The organism is Agrobacterium sp. ICMP 6402 (assembly GCF_009498615.1).
GTDB lineage: Bacteria > Pseudomonadota > Alphaproteobacteria > Rhizobiales > Rhizobiaceae > Agrobacterium > Agrobacterium burrii.
This window is the reverse complement of the sequence record NZ_QSNV01000005.1, coordinates 183,387-202,165: the sequence shown is the minus strand read 5'-3', so window position 1 is coordinate 202,165 and position 18,779 is coordinate 183,387. Positions and strand designations below refer to the sequence as shown.

General features: G+C 58.9%; 15 protein-coding genes and 2 riboswitches. Of the genes, 3 read left to right on the top strand and 12 right to left on the bottom strand.

Annotated features, from left to right (window positions below; genetic code table 11):
* Positions 1 to 279 precede the first annotated feature (279 nt).
* The 6 genes from DXT96_RS15855 to DXT96_RS15830 form a co-directional block, all read right to left on the bottom strand.
* Positions 280 to 996 carry an ATP-binding cassette domain-containing protein gene (locus DXT96_RS15855; RefSeq protein ID WP_153515487.1) on the bottom strand — a complete coding sequence of 239 codons (717 nt, stop codon included), beginning with the start codon at positions 994 to 996 and terminating at the stop codon, positions 280 to 282.
* Positions 993 to 2,612, bottom strand: a complete 1,620-nt coding sequence (thiP, locus tag DXT96_RS15850) for a thiamine/thiamine pyrophosphate ABC transporter permease ThiP (protein WP_153515486.1) — start codon at positions 2,610 to 2,612, stop codon at positions 993 to 995. Before thiP ends, DXT96_RS15855 begins: the two co-directional genes overlap by 4 nt.
* Positions 2,613 to 2,631: 19 nt before the next feature.
* Positions 2,632 to 3,645: a thiamine ABC transporter substrate binding subunit gene (thiB, locus tag DXT96_RS15845; RefSeq protein ID WP_371418887.1), complete on the bottom strand. Its 1,014-nt coding sequence runs from the start codon at positions 3,643 to 3,645 to the stop codon at positions 2,632 to 2,634.
* A gap of 37 nt (positions 3,646 to 3,682) precedes the next feature.
* Positions 3,683 to 3,793, bottom strand: a riboswitch (TPP riboswitch).
* 45 nt (positions 3,794 to 3,838) lie between these two features.
* Entirely contained in the window at positions 3,839 to 4,231 is a 393-nt protein-coding gene (locus DXT96_RS15840; protein ID WP_153515485.1) for a VOC family protein, read from the bottom strand.
* Between the two features lie 91 nt (positions 4,232 to 4,322).
* A complete protein-coding gene (locus tag DXT96_RS15835; protein WP_153515484.1) occupies positions 4,323 to 6,149 on the bottom strand; it encodes an ABC-F family ATP-binding cassette domain-containing protein in 1,827 nt (608 codons plus the stop codon).
* 4 nt (positions 6,150 to 6,153) lie between these two features.
* Positions 6,154 to 6,807 carry a thiamine diphosphokinase gene (locus tag DXT96_RS15830; RefSeq protein WP_153515483.1) on the bottom strand — a complete coding sequence of 218 codons (654 nt, stop codon included), beginning with the start codon at positions 6,805 to 6,807 and terminating at the stop codon, positions 6,154 to 6,156.
* Between the two features lie 89 nt (positions 6,808 to 6,896).
* A riboswitch (SAM riboswitch) is annotated at positions 6,897 to 6,973 on the top strand.
* An 82-nt stretch (positions 6,974 to 7,055) separates the two neighbouring features.
* Here DXT96_RS15830 and metA point away from each other — a divergent pair.
* Positions 7,056 to 7,982, top strand: coding sequence for a homoserine O-succinyltransferase (metA, locus tag DXT96_RS15825; RefSeq protein ID WP_153515482.1), 927 nt, complete (start codon positions 7,056 to 7,058; stop codon positions 7,980 to 7,982).
* 155 nt (positions 7,983 to 8,137) lie between these two features.
* The gene (locus DXT96_RS15820; RefSeq protein ID WP_153515481.1) at positions 8,138 to 9,157 is read left to right on the top strand and encodes an aldose epimerase family protein; all 1,020 of its coding nucleotides are present in this window, start codon (positions 8,138 to 8,140) and stop codon (positions 9,155 to 9,157) included.
* Positions 9,158 to 9,173: 16 nt separating this feature from the next.
* On the opposite strand, the gene mtgA is transcribed toward DXT96_RS15820, so the two are convergent.
* Complete coding sequence (gene mtgA / locus DXT96_RS15815) at positions 9,174 to 9,821, bottom strand: monofunctional biosynthetic peptidoglycan transglycosylase (protein ID WP_246670580.1); 648 nt, start codon at positions 9,819 to 9,821, stop codon at positions 9,174 to 9,176.
* A gap of 234 nt (positions 9,822 to 10,055) precedes the next feature.
* Between mtgA and DXT96_RS15810 the strand changes: the two genes are divergently transcribed.
* Positions 10,056 to 10,970 carry a polyprenyl synthetase family protein gene (locus DXT96_RS15810; RefSeq protein WP_153515479.1) on the top strand — a complete coding sequence of 305 codons (915 nt, stop codon included), beginning with the start codon at positions 10,056 to 10,058 and terminating at the stop codon, positions 10,968 to 10,970.
* A 32-nt stretch (positions 10,971 to 11,002) separates the two neighbouring features.
* Here DXT96_RS15810 and DXT96_RS15805 read toward each other — a convergent pair whose 3' ends face one another.
* The 5 genes from DXT96_RS15805 to pyc form a co-directional block, all read right to left on the bottom strand.
* Entirely contained in the window at positions 11,003 to 11,665 is a 663-nt protein-coding gene (locus DXT96_RS15805) for an OmpA family protein (RefSeq protein WP_149900444.1), read from the bottom strand.
* A 66-nt stretch (positions 11,666 to 11,731) separates the two neighbouring features.
* Positions 11,732 to 12,982: a flavodoxin-dependent (E)-4-hydroxy-3-methylbut-2-enyl-diphosphate synthase gene (gene ispG / locus DXT96_RS15800; RefSeq protein WP_153515478.1), complete on the bottom strand. Its 1,251-nt coding sequence runs from the start codon at positions 12,980 to 12,982 to the stop codon at positions 11,732 to 11,734.
* A 120-nt stretch (positions 12,983 to 13,102) separates the two neighbouring features.
* Positions 13,103 to 14,293, bottom strand: coding sequence for an MFS transporter (locus DXT96_RS15795; RefSeq protein WP_153515477.1), 1,191 nt, complete (start codon positions 14,291 to 14,293; stop codon positions 13,103 to 13,105).
* A 12-nt stretch (positions 14,294 to 14,305) separates the two neighbouring features.
* Positions 14,306 to 15,106: a DeoR/GlpR family DNA-binding transcription regulator gene (locus tag DXT96_RS15790; protein WP_153515476.1), complete on the bottom strand. Its 801-nt coding sequence runs from the start codon at positions 15,104 to 15,106 to the stop codon at positions 14,306 to 14,308.
* Between the two features lie 126 nt (positions 15,107 to 15,232).
* Positions 15,233 to 18,694: a pyruvate carboxylase gene (gene pyc, locus DXT96_RS15785; protein ID WP_153515475.1), complete on the bottom strand. Its 3,462-nt coding sequence runs from the start codon at positions 18,692 to 18,694 to the stop codon at positions 15,233 to 15,235.
* Positions 18,695 to 18,779: the final 85 nt, after the last annotated feature.

The window sequence follows — 18,779 nt, the reverse complement described above, 5'->3', positions numbered from 1 at the left end:
GAGAAGAGCCTCCACTGTGCAGTCATGCTATTTCTCATTCTCTATGCCTGCCCCTAACGTTCCTGATCATCCGTTAATTGCAGACCAGAATAACAGATTCGCCCCAACGAGCCATGAATGCCGATACGGTAAAAACGATCCATCAAGTCCGGAATATTCCTGAAGAATGCAATAATTCCCGTCTTTTCTCGGGCAACAACTTGAAACTGGCAAGTGCAAATTAGCGCCATTGAAGTCATCTAAAGCGATTGCCAGCGGCACGCGTCGAAAATAAGGCGATCAGCCCTTCAGGAAACTGTCCACCGCCTTCACATTTTGTGTGGCAAAGAAATCCGTGGTCGGGCCGGTGTAGACAACGTGGCCGCGATCAAGAAAAACCACAAGCTGCGCCAGTTTTTTTATGTCGTCGGGATGGTGCGAGACAATAATCACCGTATTTTTTGTTTCAGCATGCAAGTCGAGAAGCAGGGAGGTCATGCCCGACCGCAGTCCCGGATCGAGCGCGGCGAAGGGCTCATCCAATAGCATGACCGTTTTTTTCCTCACCAGCGCACGCGCCAGCGCCGCCCTTTGTCTTTCTCCGCCGGAAAGCGTGCCCGGCAGGCGCTTGTCAAAACCCGCAAGACCAACACGCGCCAGCGCCATCTCGATGTTTTGCCGGTCTTCCGCTTGCAATTTCAGCCCCGGACTGACGCCGAGCGCGACGTTGGTAAAAATATCGAGATGGGCGAAAAGATTATTGTCCTGAAAGATCGATGAGACCGGTCTTTCGGAAGGATCGAGCGCCGTCATGTCCCGCCCGCCGATCACCACGCGGCCGGAATCCGGCATCTCGAAACCGGCGACCAGATTGAGAAGCGTCGACTTGCCCGAACCGGATGCGCCGACAACGGCGGTCACCTGGCCCTGCGGAAAGGTGCAATCCAGATCGAAATCCTGCGTTCCGAGCCGCAGCCTGACCTTGTCCAGTTGAACTGCGAAATCATCGCCAGTCATGTGCTTGCCTTTGCTGATTGCCGTGAAACGCCGCCCGCAGCAAGCAGCAGGCAGACGACACCGAGGATGAATGCATATCCGGCGGCGTCATTGGTGCGGTAACTGCCCATATTGCTGTAAACCAGCCATGGCAAGGTGATGAAATTTTCCGACCCGAACAGGGCAACCGCCCCGAGATCACCAAGCGACAGCGCCATGGCAAAGGAAAACGCCATAACCAAAGGCCGCCACAGAACCGGCAGATCGGCAAATCGTAGCCGCGTCAACCCCTGAAGCCCGAGACTGGCGGAGAGCCGGCCGGTGCGCAGAAAATGGCTGGTAAAGGCCGGCTCCAATACCCGCATGGCAAGCGGCAGCGCCATCAGCATATTGATGATCGCCACGAGAACCGGCGCATAAAAGCTGACGTCACCGAAGGGCCGCAACAACAGAAACCATCCGCTTCCGAGCACAACAGGCGGCACCAGCAGTACAAGCGAAGACCCCGCGCCGAGCGTGGAGGACAGAAAGCGCAAGGGCCGAGCCGCGTGCCGTCTTGAACCCACGGCCTGACGCGCACTGATGATCGCAAAACAGCAAAGCACGACGAGAGTTGCGGAGAGCGCGGCGATGGCAAGGCTGGTCGCCGCCGCGCGCAGGAAGATCGGCGCAGACAAAAGGCGCGGTAGATCGGCCCCAAAGCCTGAGACGGTTGTCGCGACCAACGGCAGTCCAATCAGCAAAACCGCAAGAATGATTGCCGCCCCATCCCAAATGCGTGCGCCAACCCCTCTGCCATCGAAGCGGTGAAGGGGCCGCCCAAGCGAGGCGATTTCCGCTTCCGGCGATGGCAGAAAGGCCATGAAGCCGAGCAAAACTCCGGTGAGAACAATCTGCAGGACCGAAAGCGCAATCGCCCGCTGCGGATCGAAATCGAACCGCAGCGCCTGATAGATCGCCACCTCCAGTGTCGTGGCCGCTGGGCCGCCACCAAGCAGCAGCACCAGCGTAAAGCTGGTGGCGCACAGCATGAAGACAAGTCCGGCAATACCGGGAGCAAGCCGTGAAATCGCCGGCCATTCGATGAAGCGGAAAGTCGAAATCGGTCCCATGCCAAGGCTCGCCGCCATGCGCCAATATTCGCCCGGAATACGTTCCAGCCCGGCCAGCATCAACCGCACGCAAAGCGGCAGATTGAAGAACACATGGGCAATAAGAATCCCGGAAAGGCCGTAAATGCTGAAGGGTTGTTCCGCGCCGGCAAAAACGAGAGCCGTATTCAAAACACCCTGCCTGCCCCAGATGGCAATGATGCCGAAGGCGCCGACAATCACCGGCAGCCCCATCGGCACCGCCATCAGCCGGATGATCCAAGTCCGCCCCGGAAAGTCGCGTCGCCGCGCAAGCGCCAGCGCTACCGGTATACCAAGAACAATAGAAAGAAGAGTGGAAAGCGTTGCCTGATAAAGCGTGAAACGCAGGATGCGCAGCGTATAGGCATCCATGATGCCCGCAACCGATGCACCGGCATCGAAAGACAAAAGAGCCGCAACGCCGAGCGCCATGAACAGGAAAACGGCGGCAAAGGCCGCCGTCCCGAAAATAATCGACCGTCGGTAATCGCGACGCAGCATCATGCGCGGGTGCGCCTCTTCCTCAATTCATGCTCATGGCCGCAAGCCATTCGTCGATCCACGCCTTGCGGTTCTTCGCCACCTCTTCCGGGTCCATCAGGAAGGTTTTGGCAGGCACGACGAGTTTGGAAAACGCCTCGGGCAACGGCTTGGACGTTGCCGCAACCGGCATCATCCAGTTGTTTTCCGGAATGGCGTCCTGAAAACCTGATGTGAGCGTGAAAGCAAGAAACTGCTTCGCCAACTCCTTGTGCGGCGCGTTTTTGAGCAGGCCGGACACTTCGATCTGGATGTAATGCCCCTCCGAGAAGGAGGCTGCCTGATAACGATCCGTCTTTTCCGCAACCATGTGATAAGCGGGCGAGGTGGTGTAGGAAAGCACCATCGGCACCTCACCCTTGGTGAAGAGACCATAGGATTCCGACCAGCCCGGCGTTACGGTGAGAATGCGTTTCCGGAGCTTAGCCCAAGCCTCCGGGGCCTTGTCGCCGTAAACGGATTTTACCCACAACAGCAGACCAAGGCCCGGCGTGGAGGTTCGCGGGTCCTGAATGGCGATCTTCTGCGAAGGGTCGCCTTCCACCAGTTCCTTCAGGCTCGTCGGCGGGTTTTTCACCGTCTGCGTGTCATAGATGACCGCGAAATGCCCGTAATCGTAAGGGACGAAAACATCATCCTTGTAACCGCCCGGCACCTTGGCCGCCGATGCATCGATGCCACTGACATCGAAAAGGCCGGTCTGCTTCGCTTCCGCGACAAGGTTGGTATCGAGACCAAGCACCACATCCGCCTTGGACCCCGCACCTTCCAGCCTCAGGCGGTTCAGCAGTGCCACGCCATCCGCCACACCGACGAAATTGACCGTGCAGTTGCAAACCTTCTCGAAGGCTTCTTTCACTTTGGGACCGGGACCCCATTCGGAAACGAAGCTTTCATAGGTATAGACGGTGAGTTCCTGTCGATCCTGCGCGGTGGCAAGAGCGGGCAGAAACAGCGAAACGGCAACGATGGAATTCAGGAAAAGACGACGGCGCACGGGTATCTCCTCAAAACAAAAAGGGAAATAGCCGCCTGCCTTGAAGCCGTCTAATCCCTCCGCCGGTATGAACCGGATCAGGTTCTTCGGGTTGGCAAGCCTCTCAGCCTTTTGCGCGCAAGCACAAAAGACACCCCGTTAGATCATGATGATGATGTAGTCCCGCCGTCAGCGATTGGCAAGATGGCTACGGTCAACCCTGCGCCGTCATATGCACCAGTTCCCAGACGTGACCGTCCGGATCCTGAAAACTGCCGGCATACATGAAGCCGTGATCCTGAACGGGTTTCCAGCTGCTGCCGCCGGAGGCGAGCGCGGTTGCGATCATCCGGTCGATTTCCTCGCGGCTTCCGGCGGAAAGACAGGTCAGCACTTCCGTACTCTGCTTCGCATCGGCAATGTCGCCATTGATGAAATCGCGAAAACGCTCTTCCTGAAGCAGCATCACGAAGATGTTTTCCTCCACGATCATGCAGAGCGTGCGATCGTCAGAATATTCCGGATTGAAGCTGAAACCGAGCGCCGTGAAGAAGTTTTTCGATGTCTCGATATTCTTGACGGGCAGGTTGACGAAGATCATGCGCATTTTTTGAACTCCTCCGAACCGACACAGGAAACGGCAATTTTGCCGTCCTGTCAAAGGCGGATGACGCCTCGTTCAAGAAACCCCGTCGCAATCAGCCTTCCATTTCCTCGCGCAGCATCTCCAGCTCCAGCCATTCCTCTTCCATGGTCTCCAGCTTTTCGCGCAGCTTGGTCATTTCCTGCGCCAGCGTGTTGAAAACGGCCGGGTCCTTGGCGAAGAGGTTGGGGTCGGCCATACGCTGCTCGCGTTTTGCGATTTCGCCCTGCGTCTTTTCCATCTCCTTCGGCAGATTTTCGAGCGCGAATTTCTGCTTGAAGGAGAGCTTGCCCTTGGCCTTCGACGTATCCTGCGTAGAGGAAGTGGAAGGTGTGGCCTTCGCCTTTTCCTGCCTCTCAGCCTTGCGTTTTTCTTCTGCAGCACCCTTGCGCTGCGCCATCATGTCCGAATAACCGCCGGCATATTCGATCCAGCGTCCGTCCGGCTGGTCCGGATTGGCGGGTGCGATGGTGGAGGTGACGGTGCGGTCGAGGAAATCGCGGTCATGGCTGACGAGGATGACAGTGCCGGAAAAACCCGCAACGATTTCCTGCAACAGATCGAGCGTTTCGATATCGAGATCGTTGGTCGGCTCGTCGAGGATCAGAAGGTTGGTCGGTCGCGCCAGAATGCGCGCCAGAATAAGCCGGGCGCGCTCGCCGCCGGAAAGGTTGCGGATCGGCGTGCGGGCCTGTTCCGGCTGGAACAGGAAATCCTTCATGTAGCCCGTCACATGCTTCACTTCGCCATTGACCAGCAGGTTGTCACCCCGGCCATCGGTCAGGTAATGCGCAAGCGTTTCGGTTGGATTGAGATCCTCGCGCTTCTGGTCAAGCGTCGCGATCTCCAGATTGGTACCGAGCTTCACCGTGCCGCTATCGGGCTGAAGCTCGCCGGTCAGCATCTTCAAAAGCGTGGTTTTTCCGGCGCCATTCGGGCCGACAAGGCCAATGCAATCGCCGCGATGCACCCGCAGAGAAAACGGCGCGATGATGACCCGCTCGCCATAAGACTTGGTGATGGCCTCCGCCTCGATGACCAGCTTGCCCGACTCGCGCCCTTCGGTGACGGTCGCCTGCACCGAGCCCTGCGGCCCCTTGTGGCCGCGATAATCCGCACGCATGGCCTGAAGCTCGCCGACGCGGCGCATATTGCGCTTGCGCCTTGCGGTCACGCCATAACGCATCCAATGCTCTTCGCGCTCGATAGCCTTGCCGAGCTTGTGCTGCTCCAGCTCTTCCTCTTCCAGAACCTTGTCGCGCCATTCCTCGAAATGCGCAAAACCGCGATTGAGGCGGCGGGACTGGCCGCGATCGAGCCACACGGTGGAGGTCGATACCTTCTCCAGAAAACGCCGGTCGTGCGAAATCAGCACCAGCGCACTACGCGTCTGCTGCAATTCGCTTTCGAGCCATTCGATGGTCGGCAGGTCCAGATGGTTGGTCGGTTCGTCCAGCATCAGAATATCGGGTTCCGGCGCCATGACGCGCGCGAGCGCCACACGTCGCGCTTCGCCGCCGGAAAGACTTGCCGGATTTTCCTGTCCCGTCAGCCCCAGATGCTCAAGCAGATAAGTCACACGATAGGGATCATCGCCGGGGCCAAGCCCCGCTTCGGCATAGGCCTGAACGGTATCGTAACCGGCAAAATCAGGCGACTGCTCCAGATAACGGATGGTAGCGGAAGGATGGCGGAAAACCTCGCCCGACTGCGCCTCGACCAGACCGGCAGCGATCTTCATCAGGGTCGACTTGCCCGAACCGTTGCGCCCGACAAGGCAGATACGGTCGCCCGGCTCCACCTGAAAATTCGCGCCGTCGAGCAGCGGGGTTACGCCGAAAGTCAGCTTGATGTCGTCGAGTTTCAAAATAGGGGGTGCCAAGGTGTCAGGCTCCGGTCAGATCATAAGGGCGGGCGAGCACGATGGCTTTGCCGCTTTTCAGCGAAAAATGCACAGGGCCGCCATTTGCGACATTGGAAATAGTGCGGGAGGAACCGAAAGCAAGCGCAAAATCCACGAGCGGATATCGCACATTGCCGATATCGAGCCCCGCAAGGGCAGTAAAACCGGCCACCGAAAACAGTGAAGCGGGTGGCAGATCGACATCCAGTGAACCGGGAAGCAGCGGCAGGGCCTCCTCTTCACCGGAGGTCAGCGTGACGTCGATACCCTGCTCAGAAAGCGCCAGAGCGTAAAGAAGGTGCTGAAGCGCGTGGTCGCTTCTTTCTCCCCCAAGTGCGCCAACCAGCAGCAGCGAACGGGCGCCGCGAGCTAAGGCCTCGGAGACCGCGATCTCGCCATCGGTCACGGCCTTTGCGGCCGGGTAAGGCTGTCGCTCTACATCGGGCCATGCGTCCAGCAGATCGTTGCTGGCGGAATCGAAATCCCCCACCCATAGTTCCGGCGTAAGGCCAAGCGGTTCTGCATGGCGCATGCCGCCGTCAGCCGCGATCACGCGGCTATCCGCAACCGCCAGCTTCAGGCGGTCGGTCACCGTGACATCGCCGCCAAGCAGAATGGTGAAGCGCTCTTTATCCATGCCCTGCCTTATCGCACCTCGGCCAAAAAGGGAAAGCCGAAACCCGATGAAATCAGCCTATATTGATTTTCGCCGGCTTCGGGATTATGAAACGCCTTAGTGGTGATTTGCCGACCGGCTTGCAGCCACTTTAAAGAAGTCGCTAAAGGGTCGAGGAAAAGGGCAATTTCCTGGGACCGGCCGCGATTTCGCTGCCGGTTTTTTTGTTTTCGCAACGTTCTTTACGTCATCCGAAAAGAGAGTTCGACATGCCGATCAAGATTCCCGATACGCTTCCCGCCTTTGAGACCCTCGTTCATGAGGGCGTGCGGGTCATGACTGAAACGGCGGCCATCCGGCAGGATATCCGCCCGCTCCAGATCGGGCTCCTCAATCTCATGCCGAACAAGATCAAAACGGAAGTGCAGATGGCCCGCCTCGTCGGCGCTTCGCCGTTGCAGGTGGAGTTTTCGCTGATACGCATCGGCGGCCATCGCGCCAAGAACACGCCGGAAGAACATCTTTTGTCCTTCTATGAGACGTGGGAAGAAGTGCGCCACCGCAAGTTCGACGGTTTCATCATCACCGGCGCGCCCATCGAAATGCTGGACTACGAAGATGTGACCTACTGGGCAGAGATGCAGAAGATTTTCGAATGGACGCAAACCAACGTCCATTCGACGCTGAATGTCTGCTGGGGCGCGATGGCTGCCATCTACCATTTCCACGGCGTGCCGAAATATGAGTTGAAGGAAAAGGCGTTCGGCGTCTACCGCCATCGCAATCTTTCCCCCTCATCGATCTATCTGAACGGGTTTTCGGATGATTTTCAGGTGCCCGTCTCGCGCTGGACGGAAGTGCGTCGTGCCGACATCGAAAAACATCCGCAACTCGAAATCCTGATGGAGTCAGAGGAAATGGGCGTGTGTCTGGTGCATGAGAAAGCCGGCAACCGGCTCTACATGTTCAACCATGTCGAATATGACTCGACCTCGCTTTCAGATGAATATTTCCGCGATGCGAATGCCGGCGTGCCCATCAAGCTGCCGCATGATTATTTTCCGCACAACGACCCGGAACTTGCCCCGCTCAACCGCTGGCGCAGCCATGCCCATCTGTTTTTCGGCAACTGGATCAATGAGATATACCAGACGACGCCTTATGATCCGCAAGCCATCGGCGAACTAGCCGCGTAAAGCGCTTCGCGCTTTCTTTTTTTGTTTTACGCATGTCTTTATCCCAAAACCGCGGCACACTTTTGGGAGACATGCTTTGAATTGCGGGATTGCGAATTGCCGGAAAATGACGCAACGTCCGCCCGGCAATTCATGGCAATCGGGAGAATGATGCAATGAGCGACGGTGCGGCACGGGAGAATTTCGGTTTCACGGCAACCGGCGAAAAGGTCGAACGCGTCACCATCTCGAAGGGCGGGTTGACGGCCAAGGTCATCACCTGGGGCGCAGTCATTCAGGATCTGCGCCTTGAGGGCCACCAGCCGCCGCTCGTTCTCGGCTTCGATAAATTCGAGGACTACAAATATTCCTCCTATTTCGGCGCCACCCCCGGCCGCAATGCCAACCGCATCGGTGACGGTAAATTCTCCATCGACGGGCATGAATACCAGCTTGAGCTGAACGAAAAGGGCGTAAGCCACCTGCATGGCGGCAGCGACGGCATGGGCAAACGCAACTGGATGTTGATGGAACACGGCGAAAGCCACGTCGTGCTGGAAATCGTCGATCCTGACGGCCGCGCCGGTTATCCCGGCAATTGCACGGTCACAGCCACCTATACCATCCTCGACGGCGGCGTGCTTTCGGTGGTCTATGAAACCGTGACCGACAAGCCGACCATCGCCAATATCTGCCAGCATTCCTATTTCAATCTCGATGGCGCGGATACCGCACTTGGGCATGAGATCAGCATCGCCGCCGACTTCTACCTGCCGACCAACGACAAACAGATACCGACCGGCGAAATCCGCTCCGTTGAAGGCACAGTCTTCGACCTGCGCCAACCGACGCCGATGCGGCGCAAGGAGGATGGTGAGCAGGTCCTCTACGACCACAATTTCTGCCTCTCGCCCGAGCGCCGCGCCAAGCGCAAGGTCGCCCGCGCCTATTCGCCTGCCTCCGATATTGCCCTTGAGGTTCACACCACCGAACCCGGTGTGCAGTTCTATTCGGCCTTCAAGCTGAACGTTCCGGTTCCCGGCCTCGATGGCCGCCACTATGGTCCCTTTGCCGGTTTCTGCCTGGAAACGCAGATTTGGCCTGATGCTGTCAATCACCCGGATTTTCCGCACGCGATCCTGCGGCCGGGCGAAACCCTGCGTCAGGAAACGGACTATATTTTCACGAAAGGCTGAGAGTGGGCAGGCTGGATCAGTCCAGCACGCAGCCGACATAGGCGCCCGAGCCACGGGCACGCCGCTCAATAAGGCCTGCCAGCCGTTGCAGGCCGCGGCCCGGTTTGCTGGCGACCCGATCAATCGGATTGGGCAGGGAAACGGCGAGCAGCGCCGCCTGACGGGAACTGAGCTTTGCCGCCGGCACCTTGAAATGATGCTGCGCGGCAGCCTCGATGCCATAAATACCCGGCCCCCATTCGGCAACGTTGAGATAAATCTCCATCATCCGCTTTTTGGACCAGACAAAATCCGCCGCGATTGCCAGCGGCAGTTCCAGCCCCTTGCGCAGGAACGAGCGGCCGTTCCATAAGAACAGGTTCTTGGCTGTCTGCATTGGAATGGTGCTGGCACCGCGGGTGGAGGCGCCATCGAGTGCATTGCTGACCACGGATTGCATCTGGTTCCAGTCCACGCCGCCATGGAAACAGAATTGCCCATCCTCAGACATCATCACTGATTGCACAAGACGCGGCGAAATATCCTCAAGCGGCACCCAGCGCCGGTCATAGCCCTGCAGGGTCACCAGATCGGCAAGCATCAAGGTCGAAACAGGCCGCATGAACGGCAGTGCGTAGACGGGAATCAGCAGATAGGGCAGGATCAGCAAAGCCAGCAAGGTCATGATAATGCGCTTTGCCAACGTGCGAAAATCCACCTTCGGACTGCTCCGGTCTTCCGCCAGCACGGCGTAATCTGCGTCGCTTTCAGGCGTACTGCTCAATATCCGTCTCAGCCCCGCGCCAATCGAAGCCTTTCATAGTCCATTGCCGTCTTCAAGGCGAGTCTGGTCAAACAGTTACGCCCGGGAATCACGAAAAGGTTGCCTGGCCCCGCGCGGCATGTCAAAGAGCGCGGCATGGACGCTCAGATGACGAATTTCGAAACGAGGCTGCGCGAAAACGCGGCAAAAACCGACGCCTTGCTTGGCCGCCTGCTTTCCGGTGAAGCGCGCGCAGACGAGATCACGCGTCCGCAAAACCTGCTCGACGCCATGCGCCATGGTGTGCTGAACGGCGGCAAACGCCTACGACCCTTCCTCGTCATCGAAAGTGCTGCCCTTCTGGGCGGAGATGCCGAAGCTGCCCATTATGTCGGCGCGGCGCTGGAATGCCTGCATTGTTATTCGCTAGTGCATGACGACCTGCCAGCCATGGACGACGACGATCTGCGCCGTGGCCAGCCGACGGTACACCGCAAATTCGATGAGGCGACCGCCATTCTCGCCGGCGACAGCCTGCTGACGCTCGCCTTCGACATTATCGCCTCGGATGAAAACCCGCTCGCGGCCGAGCGCAAGGCCGCGCTCGTACTTTCGCTTGCCCGCGCAGCCGGCATAGGCGGCATGGCCGGCGGACAGGCATTTGATCTTGCTGCGGAAAAAAACGCTCCGGATGAAGCCGGCATAGTTACATTGCAGGCTATGAAAACCGGCGCTTTGCTGCGTTTCGCCTGCGAGGCCGGCGCGATCATTTCCGGAAGCGACGTCTCCGAACGGCAAAGGCTACGCCTCTTCGGCGAAAAAATCGGCCTCGCCTTCCAGCTCGCCGATGATCTTCTGGATTTGACCGCCGATGCCGCCACCATGGGCAAGGCAACCGGCAAGGATGCCGCACGCGGTAAGGGAACATTGGTCGCCTTGCGCGGTGAAGACTGGGCGCGCGCCAAGCTCAAGGAACAGGTGGCGGAAGCCAGTGACCTCCTGGCTCCCTATGGCGAAAAAGCCGCGATTCTCATCGCGGCCGCAAGGTTCATTGCCGACCGGAAGAGCTGAGCCGGTTTCCCCGCTCAGCCCCCTATACCCAATCAGCCCTTGAGGGGCGAAATCAGCACTTCAACGCGACGGTTCTGAGCGCGACCGTCAGGCGTTGCATTCGATGCGATCGGCTGTGAAGCACCGAAGCCAAGCGTCGAAATACGGCGCTGATCAACGCCGCGCGCACCGAGATAATTGGCAACCGACGCCGCACGACGTTCCGAAAGGCCCTGATTGTAACCGGGGCTACCGGTGGAATCGGTGTGACCGTTGATGTCGATCAGCGTGCGGTTGAACTTGTTCAGCACGATGCCGACAGAATCGAGCGTCTGATAGAAGGGCGGAATGACCTGATCCTGATCCGTGGCGAAAGTGATGTTCGACGGCATGTTGAGAACAATGCTGTCGCCGCGGCGGGAGACCGAAACGCCGGTGCCCTGAAGCTGAGCGCGAAGCTCGGATTCCTGACCATCCATATAATTGCCGATAGCGCCGCCGGCGAGCGCACCGATGCCCGCACCGATAAGCGCGGCATTGCGGCGACCGACCGGCGAACCGCCGACAGCCAGACCGCCAAGCGCGCCAACGACAGCACCGATGCCGGCACCGCCTGCCGTGTTCGACATCTTCTGCTCACCCGTATACGGGTCGGTGGTGGTGCAGGCGGAAAGGTACGTTCCGCAAAGGGCAACGATCGCGATTTTTTTGATCATGTTTTTTGATGCTCCGAGAGGTTCAGGAGATATGACAGTGGAATGTCGGGTTTCTCACGCTACGCATTATTCAGCCGCATCTTTCTGGCCGAAACGCTTTTCGATGTAATCGGCCACAAGCGCTTCGAAATCACCGGCAATGTTGGGACCACGCAAAGTGAGCGCCTTTTCTCCATCGATGAAGACAGGTGCGGCGGGGCTTTCGCCGGTTCCGGGCAGGGAAATGCCGATATCGGCATGTTTGCTTTCGCCGGGACCGTTAACGATGCAGCCCATGACGGCGACGTTCAATGCCTCGACGCCGGGATATTTTTCACGCCATACCGGCATGTTCTTGCGAATGTCGTTCTGGATGTTCTGCGCCAGTTCCTGAAAGACCGTGGACGTGGTGCGCCCGCAGCCGGGACATGCCGCAACGACCGGAATGAACTGCCTGAAGCCCATGACCTGCAGCAATTCCTGCGCCACCTGCACTTCGCGGGTGCGGTCGCCATTCGGCTCCGGCGTCAGGGAGACGCGGATCGTATCACCAATGCCATGTTGCAGAACGTAACCCATGGCGGCAGACGAGGCGACGATGCCCTTGGAACCCATGCCGGCTTCCGTCAGGCCCAGATGCAGGGCGTGGTTGGAGCGCTCCGACAACATCGAATAAACGGCGATCAGGTCCTGCACCTGGCTGACCTTGGCCGACAGGATGATGCGGTTGCGCGGCAGGCCGATCTCTTCGGCAAGCTCGGCGGAAATCAGTGCCGACTGCACGATGGCTTCACGCGTCACCTGACGGGCGGAAAGCGGGAACCCCTGCTCCTTGTTCCTGTCCATCAGCGTGGTCAGCAATTCCTGATCGAGTGACCCCCAATTCACGCCGATACGAACCGGCTTGTCATAACGGATCGCCATTTCGACGATCTCGCCGAACTGCTTGTCCTTCTTGTCCTTGAAACCGACATTGCCCGGATTGATGCGGTATTTCGCCAGCGCCTCGGCACAGGCCGGATGATCGGCGAGAAGCTTGTGGCCGATATAATGGAAATCGCCGATCAGCGGCACATCCATGCCAAGACGCAGCAGTCGCTCGCGGATTTTTGGCACGGCGGCGGCGCTCTCGTCACGATCGACGGTGATACGGACCATTTCCGAACCGGCCTGAAAAAGCGCTGCCACCTGTTGCACAGTGGCGTCGATGTCAGCCGTGTCGGTATTGGTCATCGACTGCACGACAACGGGCGCACCGCCACCGACGATGACGCCACCCACGTCGACGGCGACGGATGCGCGGCGGGGCTTTGGATCGTAATCAGCGTGTGACGTCATGGCGGTCTCTGGAGCTTGCGGCAAGGTCTGGCAATTGAGGTGAAACAAGGGGGCCGGCTTGTCAACACCCAACGCATAAGAGCTTCTACTTTACCGCAATCATGGCAAAATTCGAGACGCCTATTCTTTGCCAGCTCCATCCGCATGCCGGGCGAGCCGCGAAAGCAGCAAAACCACCACATGCAGCAACGGCAATGCAAGGAAGACACTGGCGAGACCCGTATGTTCGGCAATGAAACCGATGGCGGACGGCGCCACCAGAATACCGGAATAACCCATGGTGGTCACGACGGAGAGCCCGATTCCCGGTGCCAGCCCCGGCATGTTGCCCGCCGCCGAAAAGGCGATGGGTACCATGTTGGAAATGCCGATGCCGGCAATGGCAAAGCCGATAATCACGAAAGTGGAGCTTCCCGCAAGGCCGGCAATCAGAAGGCCCATGATCGACATGACCGAGCAGAACCGCAGGGTGTTGACCGCGCCGAACCGGTCGCGCACCAGATCACCGGCAAAACGCATGGCCGCCATGGTCAGGGAGAAGGCCGCAAAAGCGAAACCGGACTGCGAAACGGAAGCCCCCAGTTCATTGCGCAGATAAAGCGCACCCCAATCAAGGATCGCACCCTCCGGCACCATGGAAAACAGCGCCATCAGGCCGATGATCCACGGCAGCGGCGTCAGCGGCAAGCCGCCTCTCGGACGCTCGGTCTCGGCATGCGGACGATCCGCGAGAACCCGCGGCCAGGCAATGACCAGCAAAACAAGCGCGATGACCGTCAACGCAATGGCATGGCCCTGCACACCGATTGCCGTGATGAGATAACCACCAAGACCGGCCCCGATCAGGCCGCCAAGGCTCCAGAAGGCGTGGCAGGACGACATGATCGCCCGGCGCATATCCCGCTCCACTGCCACGGCATTGGCGTTCATGGCGACATCCATCGCCCCCGTGAGACCGCCAAACAGGAAGACCGCAATCACACCCGCCCAGATCGTGCCAGCCCAGGAGATGAAAAGCAGTGTCGGCAAGAAGATCGCTGCAGTGACCAGGCTGACGGTGCGCGAGCCGAAACGGGCGATCTGCGAACCGGCAATCGGCATGAAAACCAGCGAGCCGATGCCGAAAACGAGAATGATCAGGCCAAGCGCGCTTTCACTGAGCGACAGGCGCGCCGCAAATTCCGGAATCTTGGGCGCCCAGGACCCCATCATGAAACCATTCATCAGGAACAGCAGGGAAACGCCCAGCCTGTGCCGCGTCAGATAGGACGAGCGCGCAGCCGTCGGCGAAAATGTCGTGGGGCCATTCATCGGTAATATCCTTCAGACTTGACCGTGGGAAAATCGAACGGCGTCTTCGTCGCCGCAATGAACGTCTACGCCTTTTGCCGACAGTGCCTCGACCAATGCGCGGTCGGCATCCTGCTCCAGCACGAGGCAAAGCGGTGGGGAGAAATCATGCACGTGAAAAGCTGCCTTATGGCCGAGCTTTTCCGTCGTGATTGCGGCGACGATCCGCTGGCTGGCGCTGCAGGCAAGCCGCTTGAACACCGCATCCTCGAAAACATCTGCCGACAGCCCGGTCTCGGCCGCGACACCGCAGACGCCGAGAATACAGAGATCGGGCCGCATCAACTCAAGCTGCCTGAGCGCCATGGCGTCGATTGCAGCGCCGACAGCCGAATCGACCTTGCCGCCGATCAGCACCAGATCGATATCGGCCCGCCCCGTCAGTTCGGCGGCTATGGCGGGTGTATTGGTCACTACCGTCAACTTGAGACCGGCGGGAATGGCCCTTGCGACAGCGAGGTTAGTGGAGCCGGCGTCGATGAAGACGACCATACCCGGCTCCAGAAGCGGGATGACGGCACGCGCCAGCAGGGCCTTGCGATCGGCATCTTCGGCAATCCGCGTCTTCAGCGGGACCGTCGTGCTATCGGAGAGCAGCGCTCCGCCATAAACCCGCAGGCATTCCCCGCGCGCCGCCATCTCGCGCAGGTCGCGGCGCACCGTGTCTTCGGAAACACCGAAATTCTGGGCAAGATCCTGCGCAAGCACGCGTCCGCTTTGCCGCAACTGCGCTAGGATGAGCGCCTGCCGCTCACTGACAAAATGATCGCTCATCGAGACTCATGCATAAACAGGAATAAACGTGCACGAACATGCATATTCGAGTTTTTGCAGCAGCGCAATAAAAAACGCCCGCCGAAAGGCGGGCGTCTATGATCTTATTACCGATGTAATGCGACGTTATTCAGCGTAGGAGATCAACAGATCCTTCGCGTCGATCTGGTCGCCGGGGCGCACCAGAACCTCAGTGATCTTGCCGTCGCGTTCGGCGTGAAGTGCCGTTTCCATCTTCATAGCCTCGATGGACAGCAGAACATCGCCAGCCTTCACATCCTGACCCTGATTGATGAAGACGCGGCTGATGACACCAGGCATCGGCGCACCGATATGTGTCGCGTTGCCGAGTTCCGCCTTGCGGCGCACGGCGGAACCGGAAGCACCATGGGTGCGATCCGGCACCTTGATGCGGCGCGGCTGACCGTTGATCTCGAAGAACACCGTCACCATGCCCTTATCATCAGTACCGGACGAGGCCTGATTGACGATGACAAGCGTCTTGCCGCGTTCGATATCGGCAAACAGCTCCTCGCCATCCTCCATGCCGTAGAAATAGGCATGGGTGGGCAGCACGGAAACCGGACCATAAGTTTCGGCGGTCAGCGCAAAGTCAGTGAACACCTTCGGATACATCAGATAGGAGGCAAACTCGAAGTCGTCGACTTTGCGCTCCAGCTTGGTTTCGATGACATTGCGCTCCGCATCGAGGTCAGCATCCGCCAGCAACGAACCCGGACGAACCGTGTACGGCGCATCACCCTTCAGCGCCTTTTTCTGCAGGACTTCCGGCCAGCCGCCCGGCGATTGTCCAAGATCGCCCTTCAGCATCGAAACCACCGAATCCGGGAAGGACACTTCACGATCAGGGTTTTCAACATCGGCAACAGTCAGATCCTGGCTGACCATCATCAGCGCCATGTCACCGACGACCTTCGAGGACGGCGTTACCTTGACGATATCGCCGAACATCCGGTTGGCGTCGGCATAGGCCTGCGCCACCTCGTGCCAGCGACTCTCGAGACCGAGCGAACGCGCCTGTTCCTTGAGATTGGTGAACTGGCCGCCCGGCATTTCATGCAGATAGACTTCCGAGGCAGGTCCCTTCAGATCGCTTTCGAAAGCCGCATACTGGTTGCGCACGGCCTCCCAATAGAAGGAAATACGGCGGATCCATTCGGTATCGAGACCCGTATCACGCTCCGACCCCGCCAGCGCCTCCACAATCGAGCCGAGGCATGGCTGCGACGTATTGCCGGAAAAGGCATCCATTGCGGCATCGACGGCGTCGACACCGGCATCCACAGCTGCAAGAACGGTCGCAGCGGAAATACCCGATGTATCATGGGTGTGGAAGTGGATCGGCAGACCGGTCGCCTCGCGCAGCGCCTTGAACAGAACCTTGGCGGCGGCCGGCTTTAACAGGCCCGCCATGTCCTTGACGGCGATGATATGCGCGCCTGCCTTTTCAAGCTCGGCGGCAAGGCTGGTATAATATTTGAGATCGTATTTCGGACGCGCCGAATTCAGCAGATCGCCGGTATAGCAGATGGTCGCCTCGCAGAGCTTGTTCTCCTCGGCAATCGCATCCATCGAGACCCGCATATTCTCCACCCAGTTCAGGCAGTCGAAGACACGGAAAAGATCGACGCCACCCTTTGCGGCCTGACGGACGAAATATTTGACGACATTATCAGGGTAATTTTTGTACCCGACGCCGTTTGCGCCACGCAGAAGCATCTGCAGCAGCAGGTTCGGCGCGCCTTCGCGGATGAGCGCCAGACGCTCCCACGGGTCTTCGGTCAGGAAGCGCATGGAGACGTCAAACGTCGCACCACCCCAGCATTCCAGCGACAGAAGCTGCGGCAGCCCCTTGCCGTAAACGCTGGCAACGCGGGCGATATCATGTGTGCGAACGCGGGTGGCCAGAAGCGACTGGTGTCCGTCACGCATGGTCGTATCGGTGACCAGCACGCGCTTTTCGTTGCGCATCCAGTCCGCAAAGCCCTTCGGTCCAAGCTTGTCCAACAGCTGCTTGGTACCGTCAGGCGTCGGCGCATCGATGTAAGGCACGATGGGCTTTGCCGCCTTTTCGGACGGTCTGGCGCGTCCCTTGGTTTCCGGGTGGCCATTGACGGTCACGTCGGCAAGATAGGTCAAAAGCTTGGTGGCGCGGTCCTGACGCTTGACCTGCGCGAACAGCTCCGGCGTCGAATCAATGAAGCGTGTCGTGTAGGTATTGTTGCGGAAACTGTCGTGACCGATGATGGCTTCAAGGAAAGTGAGGTTGGTCGCAACGCCGCGAATACGGAATTCGCGCAGCGCACGGTCCATGCGGCTGATCGCTTCATCCGGCTGCGGCGCCCACGCGGTGACCTTTACCAGCAGCGGATCGTAATAGCGGGTGATAACAGCGCCCGTATAGGACGTGCCGCCATCCAGACGAATACCGAAGCCCGAAGCGGAGCGGTAGGCGGTGATGCGTCCATAGTCCGGAATGAAGTTGTGTTCCGGGTCTTCCGTGGTGATGCGGCACTGCAGCGCATGGCCGTTGAGGCGGATATCCTCCTGGCGCGGAACACCAGATTCCGCCGTACCGATCGCGGCCCCTTCGAGAATATGGATCTGCGCCTTGACGATATCGATACCGGTCACGACTTCGGTGACGGTATGCTCCACCTGAATACGCGGATTGACTTCGATAAAGTAGAATTTGCCGGTATCGGCATCCATCAGATATTCGACCGTGCCGGCACCGATATAATTGGTCGCGGCGGCGATCTTCAGCGAATAGGCGGCCAGCTCCTGACGCTGGGCTTCGGACAAATATGGTGCCGGTGCGCGCTCGACGACCTTTTGATTACGACGCTGGATCGAACAATCGCGCTCGAACAGATGCACGACATTGCCATGCGTATCGCCCAGCACCTGGCTTTCCACGTGGCGGGCGCGCTCAAGCAGCTTTTCAAGATAGACCTCGTCCTTGCCGAAAGCGGCCTTCGCCTCGCGCTTGGCTTCGGTCACCTCACGGGCCAGATCTTCTTTTTTGCGAATGGCGCGCATGCCGCGACCGCCGCCGCCCCAAGAGGCTTTGAGCATGACCGGATAGCCGATTGCCTCGGCCATGCGCTCCACTTCGGCGATATCGTCCGGCAGCGGATCGGTGGCAGGAACGACGGGTACATCAACCGAAATCGCCAGATTGCGGGCGGCGACCTTGTTGCCGAGCTGGCGCATTGTATCCGCCGTCGGTCCGATGAAGGTGATGCCGGCCGCATTGCAGGCCTCCACGAATTCCGGGCTTTCAGACAGAAGGCCGTAACCGGGATGGATAGCATCCGCTCCGGAGAGCCTGGCCACGCGGATGACCTCCTCGATCGAAAGATAACTCTCGATCGGCCCCATATCCTTGGAAAGATGCGGACCCCTGCCGACCTGATAACTTTCATCCGCCTTGAAGCGGTGCAAAGACAGCTTGTCCTCTTCCGCCCAAATCGCAACGGTTTTTATCCCAAGCTCGTTGGCTGCCCGGAAAACGCGGATCGCTATTTCGGATCGGTTGGCAACAAGTATTTTCGATATTTTCAAGACGGTCTCCCCACACGCCAAAACAAAATTTCTGCTGCACTGCGGAATTAAGCAGCAAAACCCTGTCTTGGAAAGGGCAATTCCG

Coding starts and splice junctions, on each gene's coding strand:
- DXT96_RS15855 (WP_153515487.1), bottom strand. CDS start 996: ATGACTGGCGATGATTTCGCAGTTCAACTGGACAAGGTCAGGCTGCGG.
- DXT96_RS15840 (WP_153515485.1), bottom strand. CDS start 4,231: ATGCGCATGATCTTCGTCAACCTGCCCGTCAAGAATATCGAGACATCG.
- DXT96_RS15790 (WP_153515476.1), bottom strand. CDS start 15,106: ATGAGCGATCATTTTGTCAGTGAGCGGCAGGCGCTCATCCTAGCGCAG.
- thiP (WP_153515486.1), bottom strand. CDS start 2,612: ATGATGCTGCGTCGCGATTACCGACGGTCGATTATTTTCGGGACGGCG.
- metA (WP_153515482.1), top strand. CDS start 7,056: ATGCCGATCAAGATTCCCGATACGCTTCCCGCCTTTGAGACCCTCGTT.
- mtgA (WP_246670580.1), bottom strand. CDS start 9,821: ATGACCTTGCTGGCTTTGCTGATCCTGCCCTATCTGCTGATTCCCGTC.
- ispG (WP_153515478.1), bottom strand. CDS start 12,982: ATGACGTCACACGCTGATTACGATCCAAAGCCCCGCCGCGCATCCGTC.
- DXT96_RS15805 (WP_149900444.1), bottom strand. CDS start 11,665: ATGATCAAAAAAATCGCGATCGTTGCCCTTTGCGGAACGTACCTTTCC.
- DXT96_RS15820 (WP_153515481.1), top strand. CDS start 8,138: ATGAGCGACGGTGCGGCACGGGAGAATTTCGGTTTCACGGCAACCGGC.
- DXT96_RS15795 (WP_153515477.1), bottom strand. CDS start 14,293: ATGAATGGCCCCACGACATTTTCGCCGACGGCTGCGCGCTCGTCCTAT.
- DXT96_RS15830 (WP_153515483.1), bottom strand. CDS start 6,807: ATGGATAAAGAGCGCTTCACCATTCTGCTTGGCGGCGATGTCACGGTG.
- DXT96_RS15810 (WP_153515479.1), top strand. CDS start 10,056: ATGGACGCTCAGATGACGAATTTCGAAACGAGGCTGCGCGAAAACGCG.